This window comes from Peribacillus sp. NJ11 (assembly GCF_030348405.1).
Taxonomy (GTDB): domain Bacteria; phylum Bacillota; class Bacilli; order Bacillales; family DSM-1321; genus Peribacillus.
This window is the reverse complement of the sequence record NZ_JAUCFO010000002.1, coordinates 1-24,498: the sequence shown is the minus strand read 5'-3', so window position 1 is coordinate 24,498 and position 24,498 is coordinate 1. Positions and strand designations below refer to the sequence as shown.

General features: G+C 37.6%; 22 protein-coding genes and 1 pseudogene. 5 read left to right on the top strand and 18 right to left on the bottom strand.

Features of this window, described 5'->3' with window-relative positions; translation table 11 throughout:
• The first annotated feature begins 272 nt into the window (after positions 1 to 272).
• The 3 genes from QUF86_RS28785 (at position 273) to QUF86_RS26880 (ending at position 3,244) form a co-directional block, all read left to right on the top strand.
• A complete protein-coding gene (locus QUF86_RS28785; RefSeq protein ID WP_353957711.1) occupies positions 273 to 911 on the top strand; it encodes an alpha-helical endospore appendage domain-containing protein in 639 nt (212 codons plus the stop codon).
• Between the two features lie 261 nt (positions 912 to 1,172).
• Positions 1,173 to 2,369 (top strand): TPR domain-containing glycosyltransferase, encoded by a 1,197-nt coding sequence (locus QUF86_RS26885; protein WP_289318858.1) that lies wholly within the window; start codon positions 1,173 to 1,175, stop codon positions 2,367 to 2,369.
• A gap of 548 nt (positions 2,370 to 2,917) precedes the next feature.
• On the top strand, positions 2,918 to 3,244 hold the full coding sequence (locus QUF86_RS26880; RefSeq protein ID WP_289318856.1) for an alpha-helical endospore appendage domain-containing protein: 327 nt from the start codon (positions 2,918 to 2,920) through the stop codon (positions 3,242 to 3,244).
• A gap of 131 nt (positions 3,245 to 3,375) precedes the next feature.
• On the opposite strand, the gene QUF86_RS26875 is transcribed toward QUF86_RS26880, so the two are convergent.
• The 8 genes from QUF86_RS26875 to QUF86_RS26840 all read right to left on the bottom strand — a co-directional run bounded on the left by QUF86_RS26875 (position 3,376) and on the right by QUF86_RS26840 (position 11,553).
• Positions 3,376 to 4,341 (bottom strand): GDP-L-fucose synthase family protein, encoded by a 966-nt coding sequence (locus tag QUF86_RS26875; protein ID WP_289318855.1) that lies wholly within the window; start codon positions 4,339 to 4,341, stop codon positions 3,376 to 3,378.
• Positions 4,342 to 4,568: 227 nt separating this feature from the next.
• Entirely contained in the window at positions 4,569 to 5,219 is a 651-nt protein-coding gene (locus tag QUF86_RS26870) for an FkbM family methyltransferase (RefSeq protein WP_289336317.1), read from the bottom strand.
• A 153-nt stretch (positions 5,220 to 5,372) separates the two neighbouring features.
• A complete protein-coding gene (locus QUF86_RS26865; protein WP_289318853.1) occupies positions 5,373 to 6,290 on the bottom strand; it encodes a GDP-mannose 4,6-dehydratase in 918 nt (305 codons plus the stop codon).
• Positions 6,291 to 7,253, bottom strand: coding sequence for a GDP-mannose 4,6-dehydratase (gene gmd, locus QUF86_RS26860; protein WP_289336316.1), 963 nt, complete (start codon positions 7,251 to 7,253; stop codon positions 6,291 to 6,293).
• Between the two features lie 175 nt (positions 7,254 to 7,428).
• Positions 7,429 to 8,556, bottom strand: a complete 1,128-nt coding sequence (locus QUF86_RS26855) for a glycosyltransferase family 4 protein (protein ID WP_289318851.1) — start codon at positions 8,554 to 8,556, stop codon at positions 7,429 to 7,431.
• A 47-nt stretch (positions 8,557 to 8,603) separates the two neighbouring features.
• Complete coding sequence (locus QUF86_RS26850) at positions 8,604 to 9,203, bottom strand: class I SAM-dependent methyltransferase (protein WP_289336315.1); 600 nt, start codon at positions 9,201 to 9,203, stop codon at positions 8,604 to 8,606.
• A 505-nt stretch (positions 9,204 to 9,708) separates the two neighbouring features.
• Positions 9,709 to 10,224 (bottom strand): hypothetical protein, encoded by a 516-nt coding sequence (locus tag QUF86_RS26845; RefSeq protein ID WP_289336314.1) that lies wholly within the window; start codon positions 10,222 to 10,224, stop codon positions 9,709 to 9,711.
• A gap of 87 nt (positions 10,225 to 10,311) precedes the next feature.
• On the bottom strand, positions 10,312 to 11,553 hold the full coding sequence (locus tag QUF86_RS26840) for a glycosyltransferase family 2 protein (protein ID WP_289336313.1): 1,242 nt from the start codon (positions 11,551 to 11,553) through the stop codon (positions 10,312 to 10,314).
• 1,805 nt (positions 11,554 to 13,358) lie between these two features.
• On the opposite strand from QUF86_RS26840, the gene QUF86_RS26835 reads away from it, so the two are divergent.
• Positions 13,359 to 13,778, top strand: a complete 420-nt coding sequence (locus QUF86_RS26835; protein WP_289318844.1) for an alpha-helical endospore appendage domain-containing protein — start codon at positions 13,359 to 13,361, stop codon at positions 13,776 to 13,778.
• Positions 13,779 to 13,823: 45 nt separating this feature from the next.
• Positions 13,824 to 14,264, top strand: coding sequence for a hypothetical protein (locus tag QUF86_RS26830; protein WP_289318843.1), 441 nt, complete (start codon positions 13,824 to 13,826; stop codon positions 14,262 to 14,264).
• 235 nt (positions 14,265 to 14,499) lie between these two features.
• Here QUF86_RS26830 and QUF86_RS26825 read toward each other — a convergent pair whose 3' ends face one another.
• The 10 genes and pseudogenes from QUF86_RS26825 to QUF86_RS26780 form a co-directional block, all read right to left on the bottom strand.
• A complete protein-coding gene (locus tag QUF86_RS26825) occupies positions 14,500 to 14,631 on the bottom strand; it encodes a hypothetical protein (protein ID WP_421157212.1) in 132 nt (43 codons plus the stop codon).
• Positions 14,632 to 14,703: 72 nt separating this feature from the next.
• A pseudogene (locus QUF86_RS26820) lies at positions 14,704 to 15,465 on the bottom strand (GDP-mannose 4,6-dehydratase).
• A 203-nt stretch (positions 15,466 to 15,668) separates the two neighbouring features.
• Entirely contained in the window at positions 15,669 to 15,749 is an 81-nt protein-coding gene (locus tag QUF86_RS26815) for a WecB/TagA/CpsF family glycosyltransferase (protein ID WP_421157290.1), read from the bottom strand.
• 1,708 nt (positions 15,750 to 17,457) lie between these two features.
• Positions 17,458 to 18,852, bottom strand: coding sequence for a sugar phosphate nucleotidyltransferase (locus tag QUF86_RS26810; protein WP_289318841.1), 1,395 nt, complete (start codon positions 18,850 to 18,852; stop codon positions 17,458 to 17,460).
• A gap of 726 nt (positions 18,853 to 19,578) precedes the next feature.
• Positions 19,579 to 19,776, bottom strand: coding sequence for a hypothetical protein (locus QUF86_RS26805; RefSeq protein WP_289318840.1), 198 nt, complete (start codon positions 19,774 to 19,776; stop codon positions 19,579 to 19,581).
• Between the two features lie 107 nt (positions 19,777 to 19,883).
• Positions 19,884 to 20,078, bottom strand: a complete 195-nt coding sequence (locus QUF86_RS26800; protein ID WP_289336312.1) for a hypothetical protein — start codon at positions 20,076 to 20,078, stop codon at positions 19,884 to 19,886.
• 95 nt (positions 20,079 to 20,173) lie between these two features.
• Positions 20,174 to 20,326: a hypothetical protein gene (locus tag QUF86_RS26795; RefSeq protein WP_289318838.1), complete on the bottom strand. Its 153-nt coding sequence runs from the start codon at positions 20,324 to 20,326 to the stop codon at positions 20,174 to 20,176.
• A gap of 693 nt (positions 20,327 to 21,019) precedes the next feature.
• Positions 21,020 to 21,229 carry a hypothetical protein gene (locus tag QUF86_RS26790; protein ID WP_289336311.1) on the bottom strand — a complete coding sequence of 70 codons (210 nt, stop codon included), beginning with the start codon at positions 21,227 to 21,229 and terminating at the stop codon, positions 21,020 to 21,022.
• A gap of 579 nt (positions 21,230 to 21,808) precedes the next feature.
• Entirely contained in the window at positions 21,809 to 22,198 is a 390-nt protein-coding gene (locus tag QUF86_RS26785; RefSeq protein WP_289336310.1) for a hypothetical protein, read from the bottom strand.
• A gap of 1,830 nt (positions 22,199 to 24,028) precedes the next feature.
• Positions 24,029 to 24,498 (bottom strand): hypothetical protein (locus QUF86_RS26780; RefSeq protein WP_289336309.1); only part of this gene is annotated, 470 nt, incomplete at its 5' end.

Here is a 24,498-nt window from a genome sequence, read left to right as displayed (position 1 = left end):
CTGCCTCGAAAAATTGGGCAAATCCAGGCGGTTACACTTCTTATGCACAAGCTGCAAAATTCGAACTAATGTTCGTTCTTTTATATTGACGATCTGCGTAAATCATGAATACAATCTTTGGAGGATTGTAATGAAGAAACTTTAAACACCAGGGTATTGTTTATTGACATTCCATATAAGAATAAAAAGATAGAAAAATATAGAACTAGCCGTGTCTTTTAAAGGGGTTGTCCAATACACTATAATAACTCAAAAGAAAGAGAGATGATAAAATGTCTCAAGCCAATATCCCTAATATCACTCCGCTTATTTCAGTTACTGTAGAACAAACAATTCCGTTACTTTTAAGCTCCATTGCCCTTGAAGAATTAGCTCTTGCTCACATTGTGAATGCTGAAGCAGAGAAGCTTCAACTCGTTTTAGGAACATTACCTGGTGGAACTCCGCTTTCTCCTGCAGTGGTTTCGATATCCGATCTTCTTGCTGTTGACGCAAGTGTTCAAACAACTCTTCGTGACGTAATCAAGAAAGAAATGCTGTTGGAATTCAAATTTGAAAACACACTGGATTTACTAACTGGTATCACAACACCAGGAGGTATATCAATTCCTCCTGTTACTGGTGCAGAGTGTGGCGTACCTACTCTTATTTCAGGTGCGTTATTTGGCGCCCTTGGCCTACCAATAGTAGGTGCCCAAGTAAATCTTGAAGTAATTGCCTCTTCTCCAGGTGCAAGCCTAATAGGTCTCCCTCCAACTACCGTTACAGGTCCTGGTGGTATCTTTAGCGTTTTGGTTACGCCTACTGGAGCACCAGGTCCAAATTTTGTAACAATACGAGCTTCCGTTACAATTGCAGGAGTAACGGTTTTCACAGATGTCACTATCGAATTCGAATGTCCAATTCCTTAGTAATTCTCGATTATATTTCAAGAGATTGAATAAATATAGCAGTTTTTGCCCTAAACCTCTCCATTTTCCTGGAGGGGTTTTTGTGCGCTAGGCAGCTCCTCGGCCCATCCTGTTTCTTTAGAAAAAGTTTAGTTCGTTCTTCTTTTTTTCCCCACATATTATATGGAAGGCGGTCCCCCAAGGTTCCAAAAAGTAACTTTTGCCCGATTGGACTCATAGGATAGATATTGACCCATTGATTATTAGAAGGAGGAAAAAAAAATGGATTTTCGCCGTTTATCGCTATGTATGATTGTGAAAGATGAAGAGGAATTTATTGAACGCTGCCTAAGCAGTGTAAAGGGTGTTGTGGATGAAATGATTATCGTAGATACGGGGTCTTCAGACCGAACTATTGAAATCTGTAAGTCATTCGGCGCTCAGGTGTTAAGTTTCCCCTGGAACGGGAGCTTTTCAGACGCCCGAAACTATGGCATTGAGCGTGCAACCGGAGACTGGATTTTATGGCTGGATGCGGATGAAGAGGTAGAAGCCAGTGATGTATATAAGCTGCGGGATATCCTCTACTCGGATGATTATTTTATGTCCATTCATTTGATTAATTATTATGGTGATAAACCGGATCCGACAAAAACATTCGACATTGCGCATGCCCGCCTTTTCAAAAACAATAAGGGGTTCAAATTCCATAACAATATCCATGAAATGCTCAACGTGAACGAAGTCTTCGCGGATTTCGATGAAGTCCCTGCCATGAAGACGGTTCCCATTAAGTTATACCATTATGGATACCTGGATTCTATGAATGAATCAAAAAAGAAATTCGAACGAAATCTCAGCATGCTCAAAAAAGAACTCAAACAAAAAGAGTACAGCCCATGGATGGAATACCACATTGCAAGTGAATACTACCGGGCAAAAAAATTTGACAAGGCATTTGACTATGTCAATCGTTCAATCATGGGATTCCTAAAAGAATTAAAAACACCTCCATCCCTGCTGTACCGGTTAAAGTATTCCATTTTGATCAACTCAGGCAGTATTGACGGGGCATGGCAGGGCATCGACAGAGCAATAACCCTCTATCCGGATTACGTCGATTTGCATTTTTATAAGGGCCTGATTCTATACGTTAGAGATATGTTCAAAGAAGCTTTGGAGGTGTTTGACCACTGCCTTGACCTGGGAGAGGATAATTTACAGCATCTTACCTTACAGGGAGTAGGAAGCTTTCAGGCTATGTACTATAAAGGATGCTGTCTCGAAAAATTAGGGGAAATCGAGGATGCTGCAAGAAGTTATGCACTAGCTATAAGTCTGTCAGATACATTTGATTCGCCTGTAAAGGCTCTGCGTGAGTTGATGATAAAGAATGAGGATATCTTTGGGAAACTCCCTGAAAATTGTGATAATGCAACGTTAGTTACCAAGATTTTTTTAACTACCAGTAAACTTTAACAAATACAAAATATAATTATAGTGGAATATCGGGGTCATGAAAGAGAGGTATTATTATGTCTCAAGCCTTTATTCCAAATTTCACACCGACCATTTCGAATATAACTGCCCACACTATCCCTTTATACTGATTTCCATTGCCCTTGAGCTCTTGCTCACATCATGAATACTTCTGCAAAATGTCTTCCACGTGTTCTAGGAACTTTACCTGGAACCTAGATTTCCCCTGCAGTGTTGTCATTATCAAACCTTCTTGATGCGAACCAAAGAGCTAGGAAACCCTTCTTATCGTGCAAGAAGGAAATGCTGCTTCAATTCAAATTTGAAGACATTCTCGATTTATTAGATGTACTTACTACACCTGGCGCTATTGGTTGATTACATGTATTAAGTATAAGGCTTTATTTTGTCATGTTTCCCTCCAGGTTCCTGGGGGGGTTTGTGTTTTAAAGAAACCGAAAAAAATCGCTTACTTATAAAATAGGTATGTCAGGACCAAGCCCGGCTCTATATACTACAATTGTAACTAAAGAAAAGAGGTGAAATTAATGTCTCAAGCCAATATTCCTAATATTACACCAACGATTTCGATTACTACGGGGCAGACAGTTCCTTTGCTTCTAGCTTCAATTGCCCTTGAAGAGCTCGCATTAGCGCACATCATCAATGCTGAAGCAGAGAAGCTACAATTTGTTCTCGGCACTCTGGAAGGCACAACAACAACGTTCTCCCCTGCAGTAGTTTCGGTAGCTGACCTACTAACTGTAGATGCGAGTGTTCAGAGAACCCTTCGTGACGTCATCAAAAAGGAAATGCTACTTCAATTTAAGTTTGAAAATGTCCTTGATTTGATCGCGATTACTCCACTTCCTTAAATAATCTCCTTTATTCATTGTAAGGAGAAACTTAGTCTCCCTTACAATGAATAATTTTTATAAAAGTTAAGCTTTATACATAAAACCCGACTAAAGAAACCTTTTTGTGTTTCTATTATTCGGGCTATAGTTCAGGGTTTTTTCACTCTGTTATTTTTAGTTGGATCCTGATTTATAAACCAATCTATTGTTTTTTTCAATCCTTTTTCCAGACTTACTTTTGCTTCAAAACCAAAACTTTCCTTGGCTCTTTGTATATCGAGTCTTCTCCGCGGTTGGCCGTCAGGCTTAGTAGGCTCCCAGAGTATTCGACCTGTAAAACCTGTTTGTTTTGCAATTAACTCGGTCAAGTCTTTAATTGAAATTTCTGTCCCTGTACCGATGTTTACAGGTTCTGCGCCATTATAACGTGCTGTTGCCAGCAGAATTGCTTCTGCGGCATCTTCTACAAAGAGAAACTCTCTCGTTGCCTTCCCGCTCCCCCATACAGGAATATGATCCTTTCCCTGTTCTTCCGCCTCTAAACATTTCCGTATTAGAGCCGGAATCACATGAGAAGTCTCCAAATCGAAGTTATCCCGGGGTCCATATAAGTTTACGGGAAGTAGAAAAATCGAGTTAAAATTATACTGCTGTCTGTATGCCTGACTCTGTACCAGCAGCATTTTCTTTGCTAACCCATAGGGAGCATTCGTTTCCTCAGGATATCCATCCCATAATTCATCTTCCTTAAACGGAACGGACGCAAACTTTGGATAGGAGCAGATGGACCCACAAGCCACGAATTTATCTACATTTGCTAGTCTTGCCGCTTCCATCAGATGAATACCCATTGATAAATTATCATAGAAAAACGATCCTGGATTTTTTCGATTCGCCTCGATGCCACCGACTGAAGCTGCCAAATGGATGACAATATCCGGTTTTGTCTCCTCCATCAGTGACATGGCCGTCTGCGGGTTGCGCAAATCATGCTGTCTGCTACGCGGCACAATAATTTGGCTGCACGCCATATGCCTCAATCTCTCTACTACGTGGGAACCGAGAAAGCCTGCACCCCCGGTCACCATTACTTTCTTATCCTTCAACTGTTCCATAACATTCCTCCATATACGCATAACTAACAGGAAGGCGTTTTGTAAGTTCTTATCAAAATTAGCTGACGGGTGCAATGCATCTGCCCATTAAACCGTTCCCCCAGGCTTAGATAAATAAAGATTTTTCTCAAGCGCAGTGGTACCTTCCTTATGAACATATTAAATAACTTTTACTTGATTACCTGAATTTTTTATTAACCTTTTTCTCAGTTTTTTAGTTTTCTTAGTTAAACGATTGAAAATTTACTATTATAATGAAGATAAATATCATCAAAATCTAGCTTTTCCACTAATCTGAAACCTTGCAATTTTAAGTACTCTTCCACATTTTTTTCTCCATAATTATTTTCTGTTACAATGCATTCAATCTTCACTTTATTAAAATCAATCGACTGAATAACCGCCATTTCAGCCCCTTCAGTGTCAATACTACACAAATCAATTTCTGTAATATTATGACGATCTAAAATGGATTGCAGTGTAAACGTTTTTACTTTAATTATTTTTGAATTCCCTCCAAATTCTTGAATTTCTTGATTGATTCTTCCTTTATCCTGGGCATTATATTTATTAACAAGACCGCTAAGCATTTCTGTTCCTGTTCTCCCATGAACGTGTAAAAATTCCTGATATCCATCTTCAGTCGATACTGCACCTTCTACACAAATGCTCTGCCTATTTTTCCTTAATAATTCAAACACTTCCGGCAGTGGTTCAACACAGATTCCCTTCCAGTTTTTATGCTTTTCAAAAAAATAACTATTGCTGAATGTTATTCCATCATGTGCTCCAATATCCACAAAAAAGCCATTTTCCATTCCTCTAAATATTCTTTCATTAATATATTTATCCTGACCAATCTGACTATAATAGTCCATAGGACACCCTTTCTCAAATTCCCTTTATTAACCATTTCCAAATTATTCAATTATATTATAGCGTTCTTAATTTGTGCTTTTTCTACATACAGAGATTAATCCTCTTTCATTAATAGGCTATAACAATAAACCCTTAATAAATGACTCCCTTCGTTAATTTAACCACTCATTATAAATGTCCCTTAATGTATCCTCAAACTTCCGTTTTGGTTTCCATCCTGTTGCATCGAACAATTTCCCGGGGTCTCCTACCAATCTTGGGATATCCGCTACTCTCATTCTATTTTGATCAACGACCAGTTCAATCTTTTTAGCTGAAAAAGATAAAAGAATCTGTAAAAGATCCTGAATGTAAACCCCTCTTCCAGAGCATACATTATAAACTTCCCCTGCTCTGCCAAAACGCCCAATTTCATAATATGCTTCAACCATATCTCTTACATCTGTGAAATCCCTTTCGATTTGTAAATTTCCGATATTTATTTTACAATCTTTTACTAGCCCTTTATTAATAAGGGCAATTTGATGGGCAAAATCGGTTGTTACGAATCCTAACCTCTGTCCGGGCCCGATATGATTAAAAGGCCTGGCATGCGTCACGTTCAATCCATACGATTTATCATATAATTTCACAAGCATGCTTATAGCACTTTTACTTATCCCATATGGATTTATTGGCTGCAATGGTGTTTCCTCCAGTACTTTCTCTACTCCTTCTGGAAGGATTCCGTACTCTTCAGAAGACCCTACCGTGATCACCTTTATTTGGTCATTCACTTTTCTGACTGCTTCCAGTAAATGAATCGTCCCGATCACATTTCCTTCAATAAAAACCACTTTATCATCCCATGATTCTTTTACATTGCTTAATCCTGCTAGATGAAAAATATGTGTAGGTTTAATGTTGTCAATCAATTTAAGCGTCTCAGTCTCGGACAATAAATTCAATTGATAAATATGTTTCTTGCTCCTGGGTACCCTTGAGGTCCCGTAAACATCGGCTTTATCCTGCAAAAAAGCTTCAAGATGTTTCCCGACAAACCCAGTGACACCGGTAATAAGCGCCTTCATTTACAATCCTCTATACTTTTTCAGATCATAATCCACCATCATTTCTATTAAGCCTTCAAAGGTGACTTCCGGCTCCCAGCCTAATGTTTTTCGTGCTTTTTCGGGGTTGCCTAGCAGCAAATCCACTTCTGTAGGCCTCATAAATGCAGGGTCTTGAATGACATGATCTTCCCATTTCAGCCCGACATAATCAAAGGCGATTTCGACAAGACGACGCACCGTATGGGTTTTTCCTGTTGCAACGACAAAATCGTCCGGTTTTTCCTGCTGAAGCATGAGCCACATGGCTTTTACATAATCCCCTGCAAAGCCCCAGTCCCGTTTTGCATCAAGGTTGCCAAGCCGAATTTCTGTTTGGAGTCCGCATTTGATTCTTGCTACAGCGTCAGTTACTTTACGTGTAACAAATTGTATTCCTCGTCGCGGCGATTCATGATTGAAAAGAATACCCGAACAAGCAAATAAATCATAGCTCTCACGATAATTCACCGTAATCCCATGGCCGAATACTTTAGCCACAGCATAAGGGCTGCGCGGATAAAACGGGGTAGATTCTTTTTGCGGGATTTCTACTACCTTTCCAAACATTTCGGAGCTTGAAGCTTGATAAAACTTGGCTTCCGGTTTCACTCCCCTTACGGCCTCCAACATATTTAATACCCCAAGGCCCGTGACATCCCCTGTATAAACAGGCTGTGACCATGAATCAGCTACAAATGATTGAGCGCCAAGGTTATATACTTCATCAGGTGAAGAAAGCTTGACGGACCGTATCAAAGAAGGCAAGTCTGACAAATCCCCCGGAATTAATTCGATTTCGTTTACGATATGTTTAATATTCTCATGATTCTGGGTGGAAGTTCTCCTTTCTAATCCATAAACTTTATACCCTTTTTCAAGGAGAAATTCAGCCAAATATGAACCATCCTGACCAGTGATACCTGTAATTAAAGTTCGTTTCATGATGTCCTCCCAGTCTACTTTGATAAAGAAATTCCTCTGTATTGTTTATGCTGTCATCACTGTCTTATATTCTCTTTATCTAGGGACAGATCATTTCTTTTTTTAATATAAAAAAAATCCTTACATGTAAGGTTCAGGCAACTTCGCCATCATCCTTCATATAGGGAAATCAAACTTAGGAAAATAATCTTGCTTTCATTTGCTCTGCAATAACCTGTGGAGAGAAGTGATCTTTTATGTCTTGTTTTGCCTGAAATGAAATTTCTTCTCTTTTTTTGTGGTTTTCAAACGCTTCCCGCATTACAATTCTTACACTTTGTTCTTTTACTTTTGCCCATTTATGCCCATAATAATGAATAATTCTTGTCCGTTGCAACTCAGGATGCACTAATTCTAATTCCGGCTCTGGTTTTATTAGAAAACCATTATGATCATTCATAAACTCTGTGACCCCCCCCCAATTAATGGATATGACTGGTTTTCCCATCGCCATCATCTCCATCTGGGGCATCCCCCATCCGCAGGCCCTTTCAGTAGAAACATAGCAGGTGCAGCTTGAATATAAGGACAGAAGGTCTTCTCTCGGGGTATTTTCAATGATAAAATGGATATGGGGATTATTTTCCTTGTTCGGTATATACGAAGAGACCAATTCAGAAACATTCTCCTGGCTAATCCAGTCCGGGACGTATATCTTTACAATCAGGCTAACATCATCGGTATCCGAAAATTCTTCACAATAGCTCGGAATAAGTAAATCCAGCCCTTTGCGGTAATCAAACGCTAACGTGTACAAAAACTTAAAGGACTTCACTTCAGCAGGAAAAGGGTATGGATCAAATGGTTTCGTATATTGGCCACTCTCAATCGGATAATGAATGACGTGTACTTTTGAGGGATCGACACCGGATTCTGTGAATGTCCGATAATTAAATTGAGTGGGTACCCAAATCTCATCCATTTCATTGCAAAAATTTGCCCAATGCAGTGGTATGCGGTCCGTTTCGAATAAGGTAATTCCAATGGTTTTTTTAAAACCGTCTTTTTCTATACCGACAAATGACTCCGGTGTACCATGAATCATAAGAACAGGGTCATCACCCGGATCGCTGTTTAAACGTTGAATATTAGACAAGAAGTTCATATCCTCTTCTCCAATTTCTTTATGAGTGAGTGCAATATTCGCCACGTGTAAGGGGAGACCAACCTGTTGCAATGCTCTTAAGTAATTCCTTGAAACAATGCCGTACCCCCCCATATCACCAATGGGACCTGCCCACAAAATCCCTGAAGGTTGAACCATATTATCAATCTCCCTTGTTAAGATAGTCTAAAGAGTAAAGGCCTGAATTATCGCCCTTCCCTGCAAAACTGAAAACATAACATGGTATTCTCGATCAAACAAATATGATCCCCTTCTTTTATATTCAAGCTATCAATTACTGCCGTCACGTCGGGCACAAGGTGATTTCTGTAGTCGTGCCAACAAATAATTCCACCTTGCCGAATTACTTGTCGAGCTAAAATAGTATCTAATAATACACCCACCTTTGAATGATCACCATCGATAAATATTAAATCTGCTGCAGGGAGATCAGATGGTTGCACATCCCGTGAACCATTAGGTTTCACAATCAATTCCACTCGTGAATCGTCCTTCACACGTTCTCCAGCTATTTGAGGAACTTCCCCTCGTTGAATAGCTAATGTAGTAATATGAGTAGGTATTACGTCTATACCTACATATTTTTCAATCCATGGGCTATTGTCTAAAATACATTTCGCTGTGGCCCCCTGTTGAATGCCAATCTCAATTACTGTTTTAGGATAAAAGGTTCGTGAAAAGGCGATCAATGCCTCAACATCAGAGCTGGTGTAATAAGGTGCTTCACCATTAAAGGCACCGCTGCCAAAAATTTTAAAGAAAGTATCACTACCTATATTGCTCATAACATCCCTCCATACTAATTTAGTAAACTTCAACACATTTTAATCCATATAGAAAAGTAATCATTTATCCTTTGCTCAAGTATTCTTTCCACTGTTCTTTTATCTTTTCTTTACCAAACAATTGAATTGCTTTTTTTCTCGCATTTTGACTGATCTCTTTTGCAAATTCATGATTGTTCAGTAATTCAGATAAAGATTTCCGTAATTCCAGAACACTATCGGAAACAAACCCTTCTTTTCCATTTTCAATTATTTCATGAACTTCAAAGGTACGTTGTTGAAGAAGTGGATAGTTGCCTTACATTTCAGAAACGGAAACGATTGGAATGCCTGTCATAAATGCCTCAATAAACCCAAGAGTATAACTCGTTATCCGGGTACCTGTATAGAAAAAAAAAATGCGCGATTTTCCCTCATCTCCTGTTTCATCTGTTCATATGAAAGCATTCCTCCACTCTCGGGTGCCCCCTCATTACCCGGACCAAACAATTTGACCGGAAACCCTTTACAAGCAAGATGGAATAAATTGTAGTTGGAAACGATCCAATTTTTTTTGCATGGATTGACTAGCTGTAATAATTTGGCATTTACTACCTTCCCAACTATCATACTCCTCCGGATCTTTGTAAAACCGAATCATAGCATCTTCTCCCATATACCCGGGTATCAACTTTTCCCTTGGAGAATACCTGACAATTTCCATCCCCTGCTGCCGATACGGAAGAAGCATGTTTTCAATCACGGGATAAGATTGACCGATTGATCGCCAAATAACTCGTTTGTGCTTAATCTTTTCCCAATTTTTCATGACTAGTGAAGGGTCATGCATGATAATGATTACGTCTTTATCTTCAATCATTTCAGGATGCAGATCATCTTTTTGGTAAAAATTAAACATATCTGCGAAATGCGGATCATAGGCCATTTCAGGTATTGGAGGACGGAATGCATTCCCTATATGCGGACGGTGATATGCTCCATGCGAAAAGCATTCGTGTCCTAACTCAGTAAAAATTTTCAACTCAATATTCCAGTACGTCATGTACTGCTAAATATAAAATTCGCATGCTTTCCCTTCTCTCTCATTATTTATGCAACGCGGACTAACTTATAATGCAGGAGGGATTGGATTCCGATTTTTCTGTAACCATGCTGAAGCGTATAAAGGGCCTTTTTGAAATTCTTTATAAAATTTGTATTCTTCCGCTGATAAGGGGATCACTTGTTCAATAATAAAACTTAGGGAGCGTGTATCGGAATTTATACCTAGCTCGGAAGGAACAACATGTTTATTGCTGACGATTTCAACAACAGTATTAGGAACATTTGAATGAAGGGGGATTTCAATGTCAAATTCTCTTTTCGGGATGGTATAGTTTTGTAAACTGTCATTATTTACTGAAACGGTGGCAGACATATTATCCAATATATGATTCCTTCCTTTGATCAACAAAATGGCCGGTGGATTTTGTAACCCACTTTGAATGGAAATACGGAAATTCGGTGGTACCCATAAATCCAAATACCTGTTCATATCTGACACTTCGGGAGAAGAACCCAGAATTTCATATTTTTTAAACAAATTCAGATACCAAAATACACCTATTTTTGAATGATGCTCCAGATAATGACAAAGCCAATCGTTTGCAACCGTACCATAGTGTTTTATGCTGGACTTTATAATTTCCGGGAAACCCTTATCCACAATATGAACGACAGATTTGCAATCAGGGTGTACTCGGGAATTGGCCAAGTAATCGGGTATATATCCTATAGAATATTTTTTTGAGATTCTCATCCATAAATCATAATCCATACAAAAATCGAGAGTTTCATCGACTCCGCCTATAGTTTCAAATATATTCTTTCGGACGAATGCAGCAGGTTGGCAGATGATACAAAACTGAAACAAGGCTTTTCGGTCAAATGGTTGAACAGGATAAGGGTTCATTATTTTACTGTTTTTATCTATTTGATAGGCATTGCCGTACACCATGGCCCACTCCGGATGTTCCTTAAGAGCATTCACCGCCTTACTGACAGCTCTTGGCAAATAGGGATCATCCGAATTTAGCCAGCCAATAATCTCCCCTTTAGCCATTTTTAAGCCTTTATTGATGGCATCGGATTGACCGCGATCCGGTTCGGAGACGTATCGAAACCGATCTCCTAAATCACTGTATTTTTTCAAAATCTCTTGTGTACCGTCTGTCGAACCACCGTCTACAACAATATGTTCAATGTAGGGATAATCCTGCATCCGTACACTTTCGATTGTTTCTTCAATAAAAGCTGCTTGATTGAAGGAAGGGGTAATGATGCTTACCAGTGGCATTTCCAAATCATTCATTAGAATGCTCCTCTCATCTTAAATTGGTAATTTTAAACATTTCAAATATCAATATGCAACACATTGATTAGTTCAATTAAATCCTGTAGGTAAGTTTTCTTTCCTTTGCCTGAATTAACATCATATGAATACGCATGTAAATTATTTTATGAAAACTAAAAGAATACCGAACTTTTTATTAAAGAATTTTGAAAATCTTTAGAAGTATTGAAAATTCAAGGTCAATCTATGGCATTAATTCAAGTAATATATTTTGCTTACATTATCTGTTTCCTTTATATATGTTCATATTAATTTCTCAACAAAGAAGCTATCTTGAATTTATAACATTCTCTTATGATCAATCGATACCTTCATCTCTTCCCATGAATAAACAAACGACAATATCCACTTCCTCAAGCTCACTCCCTATTCCCTATCTGCACTTCAATATTTTCAAGATCCTTGGTTGCTTTGATTCATTGTTTTCCACCGTCAGGTATATTCAATTCATCACCCTTTTTCACATAAAATACTTCATCATCCTGAACAAATTCTCCTTCGCTCGCACCGATACCCATATTTCGCTTCGTTTATGGTGTTTTCGGTAGCAAGTGTTTTGCCCTGCCACCACACATTGCCGTTTTGTAAGTGCTTTCGTTCTGTCGGTGGATCTTTACCATCCAAGTGGCGTTCTTCATACATGCCTTTGATTGCATCCTTTACCATTCTCTTTGATTTGGTGCTTTTCATTTATCTGAAACCAAAATGCCATCGTGGCATGTTGCTAAGACCATATTCGAAGCACCTAATACCATGATAGGGCTGTCTAATTCATTGATCAAATGCATGTTGCTACAGTCATCACTCACGTCCCCCCTGCCGATGACTGGCGTTTGCATATCCTTGGTTTAAGTGTTCCAGGTCCCCAAGTCCTTCCTACGGAATAACTGCAATCTGTTCAGTCTATTCGATTATTTCTTAACTAAAGCTTTTTTTCGGTAGCCTTTCATGTGATGAATAATCTCATCATACTGCGCCGAAATAATATAACCATATTTCGTTTAAGCATAGGAAGGATTTACACCCATTAAGCAATTCATACCTGATTGCCCGATAACCTCCTCTAAATCTTTGACTTTATCAAAAAACTGATCTTCCACAAACGGTCAACAGGCATTACAGTGATTACTTCATTTAGATTTACCAATAATTGAATTACAAATATGTTGCAGCTAAAACAATTGCCGGAAAGGTATCTCTTCCCTCCGGTTCTAAGATTAGCGGTACTTGGGCTCCTAATTGACTGTTTTGAATGATATCCATATGTTTTTTACTTGTCGAAATATAAGCAACATCCAATAATTGGTTTCGAATTTAATTATCTCCATAGCCGAACCAAGCTAACTCTTTCTCAGATAGGTTGTTAAATCTATTCCCAAACCGTGAAAAAGAATAAAAAAATCCTCATAGATAATAATGCGCAAAATAAAATCACATCATATCAGAGGATAAAAAATGTCATCTGGAGAAATTTGATACCAAGAGTCAGCTTTTTTGCGGATATAACTACTTTCATGTTCTCTTGGTTTTTTCTGGGTGAGTTCCTTAGAAAACCCTTTTTTAATAAACAAATTAAAAAGAATTTTTTACTCCTTAGGAATAAACTGCTGAATGATAAATAAAATTACGTTTTCAACCTATATCACAACAACTCGAATTAAATGGGCTTCTTTCGTAGATAAAGTGCTTGGCAATTAGGTTCCAATCAACAAAATGGGTCATAGTTTAAAAGGGTACAGATAAATAAAGGAGGAGCCTGTAATATGAGTATGCCTACAATCCCACAAGAGCCCCATCGCCCTAATAAAAAAGAAGTGACGATTGATTTACTGGAATCGATTGCGTTAGAGGAAATCGCTTTGTCCCATATTATGAACGCGGAAGCAGAGAAAATCCAAGCATTTGTAGGGAAATGTTTAGACTTTCCTACCTGCCCGAAAAATGAAGAAATCATTAAGTTTAATAAAGGGGTCAATCAGCTGCTTGAAACCATTGTAATGAAAGAGTGGCTTTTACTAAATAAATTAGAGAATGTGTTGGATTTCTTCGATGATTCTCATAAATTTGATCGTCATAAAAAACATAAAAATAAAGATAAAAATAAAGACAAAAATAAAAATAAAGACAAAAATAAAGATAAAGATAATTGCGATTGCGACTGCGATTGCGATTGCGACTGCTAAGGCCACGAGATTGCAGTTATAAATAAACTAAAGAGGTGATCTATATTGAATCGCCTGTATAATGAGGAAAGTGCATTGCATTCATTAAGATCGGTTTACTACTATCAATCGTCACTTACAAACTATTTAAAGGCTTTTCTTACTATGTTAGAGGCTGAGTTCAAAATAGGTGACGACCAAACCATTGCAGATACTGTATACAGATTAATGAAGAATGTTAATGAACTGCAAAAGTTCATTAATCAGAGAATTGAGATGTTTTCCCAAATATTCACAGAAGCGGAAATCTATTTTATATATCTGGAGTACAAACCATTAAATGACGAGCATTTTCCTCAATGTGTAAGGCAACTACAAGATTTATCAGACAAATGTTTTTGTACTGCTTGGAAAAGAAAGCGGATTTCAGAGGAAGTCAATCAATTCTTTCAATTATATAATCGTCAAAAAAAAATGATGGACGAATTCCAATCCATATCAAGATGAAACAACCATATTTAGCAAAAAGCAAAAGGAAATCAGCTTCATTGAAGTAGTTGTCACGAAAATATATGAGGGTAAGTAATGAAAGGAAGAAATAATTATCAAAAAGTATAACTTAGAAAGAATACAAACGAAATTAGGCTACCTCAGTCCGCTCGTTTACGAAACAAAGGTAGCCTAGTAATGGTGTTTTACATGGGTCTCATTGCTTGGACAGTTCAAGCATTTATTTTTTTACTTACCCCTTAATTTCGAAAGAGGAGCTGACAGTAAAGTCAGCCTCTGTTTTGCTTTTCACTTCAACAACTGTAACGCTATTCTGCAATTCGATCAATTCCATACCTGATTCTGAAAATTGAAAAACAGCCAAGTCAGTAATCCATTCCTCCTAATATAGGTAAGATTGATAGGCTGCCACGAATCATCACCTTCATACTATCGTTTAGTTGCTATTTCTTTTTTCTAATTGCTTTAAAGAGGTTGTTGCCTTCCAGCTCAATTCCTCTTGTGCCTTAGCAGGATTTCCCAGTAGCACCTCAACTTCTGCAGGTCTATAGAATTTTGGATCAATGACAACATACTCTTCATATTTTAGACCAACATATTCAAAAGCGATTTTACACATATCTCTAACTGTTGTAGTTTCTCCAGTGGCAATTACATAATCGTCTGCATTTTCCTGCTGAAGCATTAACCACATTGCTTCTACGTAGTCACCAGCAAAACCCCAATTTCGCTTTGCATCTATATTTCCTAATTGTAACTCCTCTTGTAATCCTAATTTAATTCTAGCTACAGCATCTGTAACTTTTCGAGTAACAAATTCAATCCCTCTTAAAGGTGATTCATGGTTAAATAAGATGCCACATAAAGCATGTATATTAAAACTTTCGCGATAGTGATCCAATAACCGTACAATTTCGCTACTCCATAAGGACTTCTAGGATAAAAATAGTGTTGATTCCGATTGCTTTTCATCTTGAATTAAACCAAACATTTCACTCGTTGACGCTTGGTTAAATTTAACGGAAGGATTGTTCAATCTTATCGCTTCCAATAAATTGACTACTCCAACTCCTGTTACTTCAGCTGTAAGTATAGGTTGATCCCATGATGTTCCTACAAAACTTTGAGCCGCTAAATTATAAACTTCATTTGCTTCAGAAATTTTTAGCGCTCTAATTAAAGACGAAGAGTCAGTCATATCTCCTTCAATTAAATCTACCCGATTTTCATTCCCTAGGAATTCTATTGTGCTAAATATGCTCCATCTTGTCCTGTAATACCAGTAATTAACGCTCTTTTCATTTCTATCTCCTACCGATCATTTATTATGCTTATTTAAAATCTATCTAATTTCTTAAATCAAAAATTGCTATCTCTAATAAAATATCAACTAAACATTCTTTACGGTTCTTGCAAAAATCTATAAAGCCATTCAAGACCAAATTTTTGCATCCATACAGGTACTCTTTTTTGTGCAAGCAAAAAATCTAAAGCTACACTTACAGAAATGGATACTAGACATTAAGTTCCTTAAGTTATTGGCCATTCATAGATTCCCATGGGTGAACCTAAGGAAAAAGTAAAATATGAGAATTAAAATTACGCATTAAATAGGAATTTTTATCATTTCATCATTTAGTGGAATAACACATCGTAAAAGATAAAATCTTTATAAGAGTAACTGGTGCAGATTTATTACCTAAAATTTTAAAATCAGCAGAAAATAAGTGTTTTCGGGTACTTATACATGGATTTGGTGAGGGGGTAGTTAAGTAGTTAATAATACAATGGGTGAGCAATTAGGAATTTTCCAATGAACCAACATGTATTTTTAGTTGTATTAATATGAAATTCAACCTCGAGCACTTCATTCATTTGCCCGCTCCGAAAAAATTAGGTTAAATCGTGATATTCATTGATTTAAATTATTCCTCCGTATCAGTAAAAGTAAGTTTTTCCATAAATAAGACGATTGTCGATATACTGTGTTATATCTAATTTTCTCAAAATATCACTAAATATTATCATAATCATACCAATCAACAATGCCGTCCAAATAACTGACCTGATCCAAAACTTCATTCCGAACCAAGTAGGTGCAGTGAATCATTTTCACCTCAATCAGTCCCTAAATCGTGGGTTTAATATCCCAAAATATAAGTTTGAATGTTTGTATTAACCATTTTCATCAGTAACGTAGTGATAGTTGGAATTAGGTTTTATCACTCAATCGTAGCAATGGTCCAATAACTGACAACCTGGTCTCAAGATGCGTTTCAAGTGTGTCAGGCACAATAAAGTTATCGTAATCAACCACAAAATAGTGAGTCCCTCTTGCTTTTGCCCATTCTACGGACGGGTTCCTCAACATCGCTCGAATCGAAGTAGATCTCCGAATACTTATCCTTTACTTTTTCTATCGACTGCATAAGCAATACTGCTGTTTGATCTCGATTGTTGTTTGTACGTATATAGATCTTGATGTGAGAAGCTGGATAAGTTTGGTTTTCAATTAAGTTAAGGAACAAAGGCAAACATGAGTTTCTCCCTAGCAAGAATGGAAAATGGTTACAAACTCGGTAGGTTTCATTTTATTAAATCGGCATCCTTCCATTTTCACTTATATTATGACTAGCGGATTATTTATGTGAAATTCAAGGTTGATTTCTTCTACAATCCTGTTTATCGTCCAAAACAGCTGCATCTTAGTAATGGATAATACCCGCGACCACGTTTGTTTCCTCCTTTCGGGGCACGCCTTAGTTGAGTAGATCGAAAAATGCCGCAACTATATTTTAAATCTGGGTTCCTATTCCTAAGTAAATCTTAGTTCAACTGAACTACGCAAATTACGCTTTTTGGTGAACGTCAAAACAAGACGAATCTGGAACATCAATCGGAATACAATAAATGGGAACTAGAACGCAATCTCCCGCGTACTAAGCTAAATTCTACACCAGTACGTGTTTGACTTATGGTAACCTGGACCGAGGCGAAATGCATGCAGTACGATAGCTGTCCGGCCCATTACTAACCAAGCTTCACAAAAATAGCAGTACAAATAAAATTTAAAATAAACAAGAAATTTTCCTGTCACTGGAGTTGGTGAATTAGTTCAGGAAGTCCTAAAGGCTCCAACCCACCAAATAATAGAGGATATATAGATGAAGGCGTGTTTTCTGACACAATATTATTCTCTTGCTACACGCGTACAATTGGCTTCGACTTCTTCCCATGTCATAAAAATACGGACGATGTCTTCCTCAATGAGTTCTGTGCCGGTCTGTACCTCGATAATTTCTAAATCTGTTATGGCTTTAATACCGTGTTTGGCTCCTACTGGAATTTGTAGTACGTCACCCGGCTTTACTTCCATGATCTTATCATTAAGTACAAACAAACCTGTTCCACTAATAATGGTCCAAACCTCGCTACGATGGAAATGTTTCTGATAACTGAGATTTTTGCTGGCCGTTACACCAATTCGTTTAGTTAGCACTTCATTTCCATCATTAAATTTAATATAATCCAATACGCGATACCAACCCCAGCGACGTTCTTCATACATAGGACGCTCCTCAAACTGATTTGCGATCTCCTTGACTCGCGGACTAGCCTCTTTATCTGTCACAAGAATACCATCAGGGCTCACCACAACTACAAGATTAGATAAACCTAATACTGATACAGGAATATCTAGTTCATTAATAACATGCACATTCTGACAATCCGAACTAATACTTCCTTTGCCAATTAGGGGTGTATCCATTTCTTCTGTGAGTGTATTCCATGTACCAAGGTCTTTCCATTCCCCTTTATAAGGTACAACAACAATACTCTTTGTTTTTTCAACTACTTCATAATCGAAACTATTTTTGGGTAAATGAGTAAACTGTTTTATCATTTCGTCATATCTTAGTGGCAGCCCTTGTGATTTTATATGATTTAGTAAAAATCCAAGTTTAAATGCAAATACTCCACCATTCCACAATGCTCCTTCAGTAAGTAATCGCCTAGCATTTTCTTGATTTGGTTTTTCTGTAAAATAGCTAACATTTTGATAACCTTCGTCATGGTTTATCATTTGCGAACTATCGGGTACTATATATCCATATTTTTCTGATGGAAATGTTGGCTGAATCCCAACTAATGCAAGATCAGCATTTGAATGATTCACAACATTTTCTAAAGCATTCACATGGTGGAAAAACTCCTCTCCTGCATATGGGTCAACTGGCACAACTGCCACCACTTCATCGGGATCAATACCCTCTACAGAATATAAATATATAGAGGCTAATGCAATGGCTGGATAGGTATCGCGTCGGCTCGGTTCAATAATTAAAGGTATATCAGAACCCAACTGGCTATTTATCATATCAACCTGAGATTTACTTGTAGATACAATGGTACGTTCAGCAAGATTAGCTTTATGGAGTTGTTGCCAAACGCGTTGAATCATAGAGATATGCTTATACGGTTCTTGCCCAGCCGGCAATAACTTTAAAAACTGTTTTGAACGGGAATTATTTGATAAAGGCCAGAGGCGCTTTCCTGAACCACCAGATAATAAAATAAGACGCAAATTTATCACTCCTATATATTTTCAGTTTAAATTGGATTCACCTTTTCTTCGACATACTTAACTTCCTCTCAAAAACGCTCTGGAAAGGAAGAAAGAAGATTTTCTCTGCCTTGTGTACAAAATATTCGAATACGTTTTGAGAAGGGACTAGTGTATAATATGTGGTCAGAACGGGAAGGTGAGTTTCTCCGGTTTTTTTGTTTTCCATTTGTTTTTATGAAGTTGCTACTCATAATCTAAAAGCCACCTTGTCTACTGTAGACAGACTACTTTTGTACTCTTGGTATATTAATTTCGTTTAAAACACATCATAATTTAAGCTCTAAATCATACGAAGACCTATAATTTAAGCTTTTATTAATTCCTCCTCTAGATCCGTTTTAAGTGACTAGAGTTTGCAATTTTAATACAAAGTTTTCTAATTCTTTCATTGTAATAAATTGGTTTAATTCTCTTTTCTCGATTACTTCTATTGCTCTGAATATTTTTCTCTTGAACCTTCTATTTGTTTCTTCTAGGAAACAAATACTTATCGGGAGCGTTACAATAATACAAGAAAAACCAAAAAAACCTTGAACAGCGTCCAAGATTTTTTAAAATGCATCCGTTTTGAAGCGATAGCGTTTTTTTCTCTATCTATTCTTTCCTCTTTGTTATTCGCTTGACCTTATATTGTTCCAAATCCCACTTCGACAAAAATTCCTTTGTAGAGGTATAGCCCGATTTTTAGAGAAAGACGATTTCATCCTCATTAAGTTTAAAATCAGTGGCGTTGATGTGACCAGTCGGAATTTGAATTGTGCGTTCAATCGTTTCTTCGTTCATATGTCGTAAATCATGGGCTTGAATCATCGTTTTAAATATATTTTTGAAAAGATGGATCGGTGTTGGAATAACCGCATCTATGTTAACTTCATCTTTCACAAAATGGAATCCGAACGTTGGAAAACGAGGTTGCTCTGTTGTATCAAATATCCATATTGGGAAGTTACTAAGTGTGATTTTAATTCCTAAAGAATAAAGGAACCAATTCACTCTTTATCTGATGATGTAGCCTTTCTTATTTTGTTAAAGTCCTTCAGCGACTGCTCTGCATCCTCCCGGATATACCCACTAAATCTATCATAGGGCCCCATTCCCTTTTCATCCGTCACATCTTTCCCTACATAGTAACCCGCTGCCGAATTCATCACTATTGTGTTACTAATCCATTCAATCCTGTTCATTCAATTTCTCCTTTCAGACAAAGGAGAATCCCCTTTGCCCTCCCTTCAAACTAACATGGTTTAAAAGAGGGCTGACAATCACATAGTCAAAGAGTTCAATGCCTAGTATTCGCCCGTTCGGCCAATCGCTTTGTCAAGTCTATGTCTTCCCGGTTTGGGGCCGGGTCGCCGGATGGACGACTCTTGCATTCAGACTTTCCACATGCCCGATGAAGCCCGACCACTTGGTTCTTGGTATTGAGCATCATGATGAGGAAAACCTCCCTGTCTTCATCGGCCAAATACGAGGCGGCCAATTCCGCGACATGTATATCGCGAATTGATTCTAAGAGGTCTATGACTATGCCAACAACATATTAAAAATTTTAGTGTCTTTCACTAATCCTTGATATGGGGATAAAAACAATTGAAGTTTGAATGCTTCTTTGTTATTTGATCGCCATTTTACTCAGTAATTCTGATGCCACTAGATACCCATATCATCAATGTTTAAATAGTCATTGTACTCAGTGAAGATTACATCACTGCTTCTTTCAAGAATTTGATGCTATAATTTCTGCTCCCTCGCTATGGCCGAATGTGAAAATTTTAAATTCCTTTTCCATCATTAATTCCCCCTAATTTTCATATCGCACATTGTGTCTTATGTGTAACATAAGGCGGTTTGAAGAATATAATATTAAGAGCAAGGCAACTTAGTCACCAATATCACTTCCACCAGCGATCCTTGCTCGTTGCTTCATTCAATTACGATATACCCTCTCTGCCGTTATTTTCTTAATAACAATATTTTTATTACTTTACATAAATTACAGATATAAATGAATCAGAATCCTAATCAATAAAGATTAGGAGGTGAAAACGATGGCACGTAACAACCTAATAAATTTACTTAGAAATGAGGGAGTAGTCGGCTACTACTTCCTTTTTTTTCAGCCTTTTCACACTGGAGTTGGAATACGCTTACATTCATCTTGTTTAAACTTACAATCATCATAATTTTTATCTTCCTTACAGTTATGTTTATGGTTTTTTTCACTCATAATTTTTGTCCACCATATTAGTTTTTCAATGGTTCTGAAATCACCCTCCCTTGAAGTTACTTTGACTTTAGTGCGCATTTTGTTGGGCAAGAACCAATGTGTTTTCATTATTTGGATATTCTCCAAAAAGAAAGGGCCGTTTATAGCGGTGGTGGGCTCCGTCGGGGATCTTCTTCGGTTGAATATGCAGTTAATCCTGAAACTCAAAGGGAAAACAAACAAGATTCTCCGGGTTAAAGAAGGCAAAACGCAAAAAATCCACGATATGTATATCGCGAATTTCGTCCAGGAGGTCTGAGTCCTATTTATTCCCATCTCGCAAGGGAGGCGGCCCTATTTACCCCTTCTCAGGCCTACCGGCAGTTAAATAAAGCGGCAGACTTCGCTGGGGTGGAACATGTCGGGAACCATACCTTACGAAAAACGCTTGGCTATTGGTTTTACAAGGTCACTATGGATATTGCCATGCTACAAGGATTCCTGCTTCATTTGCACCCTTCAGTTATCTTACGCTATTTTGGGATTACAGAAGAAGAGACGAACAACGTGTTGAAAAGCTTTAGTGTCTTTCAGGCTACCTAAAAAATCAGGGATGTATAAAATTATGATAACTTCTTTTAAATTGACATTATGTTAACTAATAATGAATAACTTTTTTTATCAATATGGACAAGTATACTTTCCTTTTTATTTGCTTTTCATATATTGATAGCAAATGGAATAGAAAGGAGTAATATTTCTATGTCTTCTCAAGCTGATTGTTGTAAAAGAAAATGCTGCGTTGGCGACCATCACCATCATTGTTGTAAGAAGAAGTGCTGCCATGAGGACCATCACCATCATTGTTGTAAAAAGAAGTGCTGCCATGAGGACCATCACCATCATTGTTGTAAAAAGAAGTGTTGCAATGAGGACCATCACCATCATTGTTGTAAGAAGAAGTGCTGCCATGAGGACCATCACCATCATTGTTGTAAGAAGAAGTGCTGCCATAAGGACCATCACCATCATTGTTGCAAGAAGAAGTGCTGCCATAAGGACCATCACCATCATTGTTGCAAGAAGAAGTGCTGCCATAAGGACCATCACCATCATTGTTGTAAGAAGAAACGCTGAGATAATAACTTTTGGGGTAATTGGTAGTTTGTTAAATGGAAAGTGCTTTGATACCATACTGAACTATATCCCGGATAACAGATACCAAAAAAAAGTGTCCCTTATCCGGGTTTTTTTATGTTTCCATAGATGTAATTGAGTATGGACGGAGGGTTTCTATTAGTAAAAATATATATACTGAATTTCAGATTAAAGAACTTGAAAAGAATCCGAATATCATTAGTGCTTCCGAGCGATCTATTTCCTATAGTCCGGAATTTAAGAGTTACTGATACCGTGTAACGACCCAAACCAATACCGCTATTTGCTACGTAGGCGCGAGTCCCATTAGAGTTTGCTCAGTAGTAATAGAAATGAACAGTGTAATATTGGTAATATTTGGGTAAATCGATATAAGTCACCCTCTTTCTAATTTTGTTAAAAGAAACACAATGAACAAAGGCTTTTCGAGCTATTGTTTTCTATATTTTATTCAATAATAGTTTGATAGATTGTGTACTTGTCCTTAGGTATAAGTGGATTTTTTGTTTAAAAGAGCCCTTTTTTATGATTGATGAAGCATCCCCGGTCTAGTGTGAATACTATATATATAACACCCTTTTTTAAAAGACTAACTCGCCAAATAAAAAAACCTCACAAATTCAATCTTCCGTTTCAAGCTCGAAGAGGCGACGACTTCTCACAAAGACAAGAAAGCCCCGTATGGCGGCTGTCAACGGTAAGTAGACCGTAAGGGACATTAATGGGTTCAGCACCAAAACCCTCTTGGTGTGTCAAAAGTTCATCTTTTGACCCGCATACCGGCGAGAGAGCCCAAAAATTGAGGGGGGTGTTTTTTGATTGGGTGTACAGCCACAAATGCGATAATGACCATCACCATGATTATTGTAAGAAAAACGCTACGTTGATGACTTTTGGGTAATGAAAACTAAAAGAGCCCCAGCACCCACCTTTGGAAATTCAGGGTGATACAAGGGCAATCAATTGTATTTTTGGAGGAAAAGGAAATAACTTGTAAATAGCATTCCCTAAAACACGGTTGTATATCCAACATAGAATCTAAAAAAATCCGGCGGGTACTGAAGGGAACTGTACCCTTGGGGACAGTTTATGAAGTTGGAAGCCTATGCGATGGGGAAGTTTGCTATATAATATTCAACCAATTAGGAATGTGCATTTAATAAACACAAATAACCTCTGACTAACTTTTTAGGCTGATACAAAGGCGATTAATTTGTTAAGAAGAGACTCCATATATATATTCCTTAAACATGAAAGTTGCTGTCTAAACCTAACAAACTTTATTTAGATGAACAATGCACGGTCTTAGCAGGGTTTACGCGTAACGAAAAGATTAAGGAATGTAAATCATTGGGATTGGAAATGGACATGTTTATTTAAGAGAGGTTCGGTGAAACCTAAAAGATTCATATGTCAGTTATTTAACTTTCTCACCTGTTGGTTGCATATGAAAAAGAGCTGATCGCACAGTCTTTAAAGAACTAACGCACCCGTGGACTTTTTTAGTTACCAAAAGATTAGTTATGTCAACCTCACATGTATCGCGTACTCATTCTGTTCCTTCTCCTTAGACTGAGTGTATCTTAGTAAACTATTTTTATGGAGTTTTTTTGCCCCAGTATACCATTCCTCAAATTCTTTTTAAATTTTCTTCAAACAAAAAAACGAGACTGTCAATGACAATCCCGAATGGTGTATGTCTGAAAAGAAAACAAATGAACATGAGCACCTTTTATATTTCTAGAAAATCACTTTCGTTCCAGAACCAGTTTAAGGGCAATCGGAGATAGCTATTTCACCATTTCCAAGTGTTGTTGTCGACATGAATGTGTTACCGTTTCCGGTTATTATTACAGTAATGCTCTTGTTATTCATTGTATTGTCCACATTGAGGGTGTACGCAGGAGTAGCACCAAACAAACCAGGGTTGTCGGTAGTTCCTTGACCCGTTATTGACACAGTGCTACCCGGACAACTAGGAACGGTAAAGGTAGTTGCCGTGAAAGTAAATGCAGGGACAACAATTGATCCACCGTACTCAAACGTAAAGAAGTTGTTAGTTGGTGTGCAGTCCGAACAGAAGAGACCATTATAGTTAACTCCTCCAGGCGGATCTTGTTCGACTCCGTTAAATGTAACAGTTGTTCCTGCATTGCCCTGTCCTCGGTTAATAGAAAAGTCATTTCCTGCCATATTCGTTACTTCACAATCACAAAGTGTTGTTTGACAGTTAACAATAG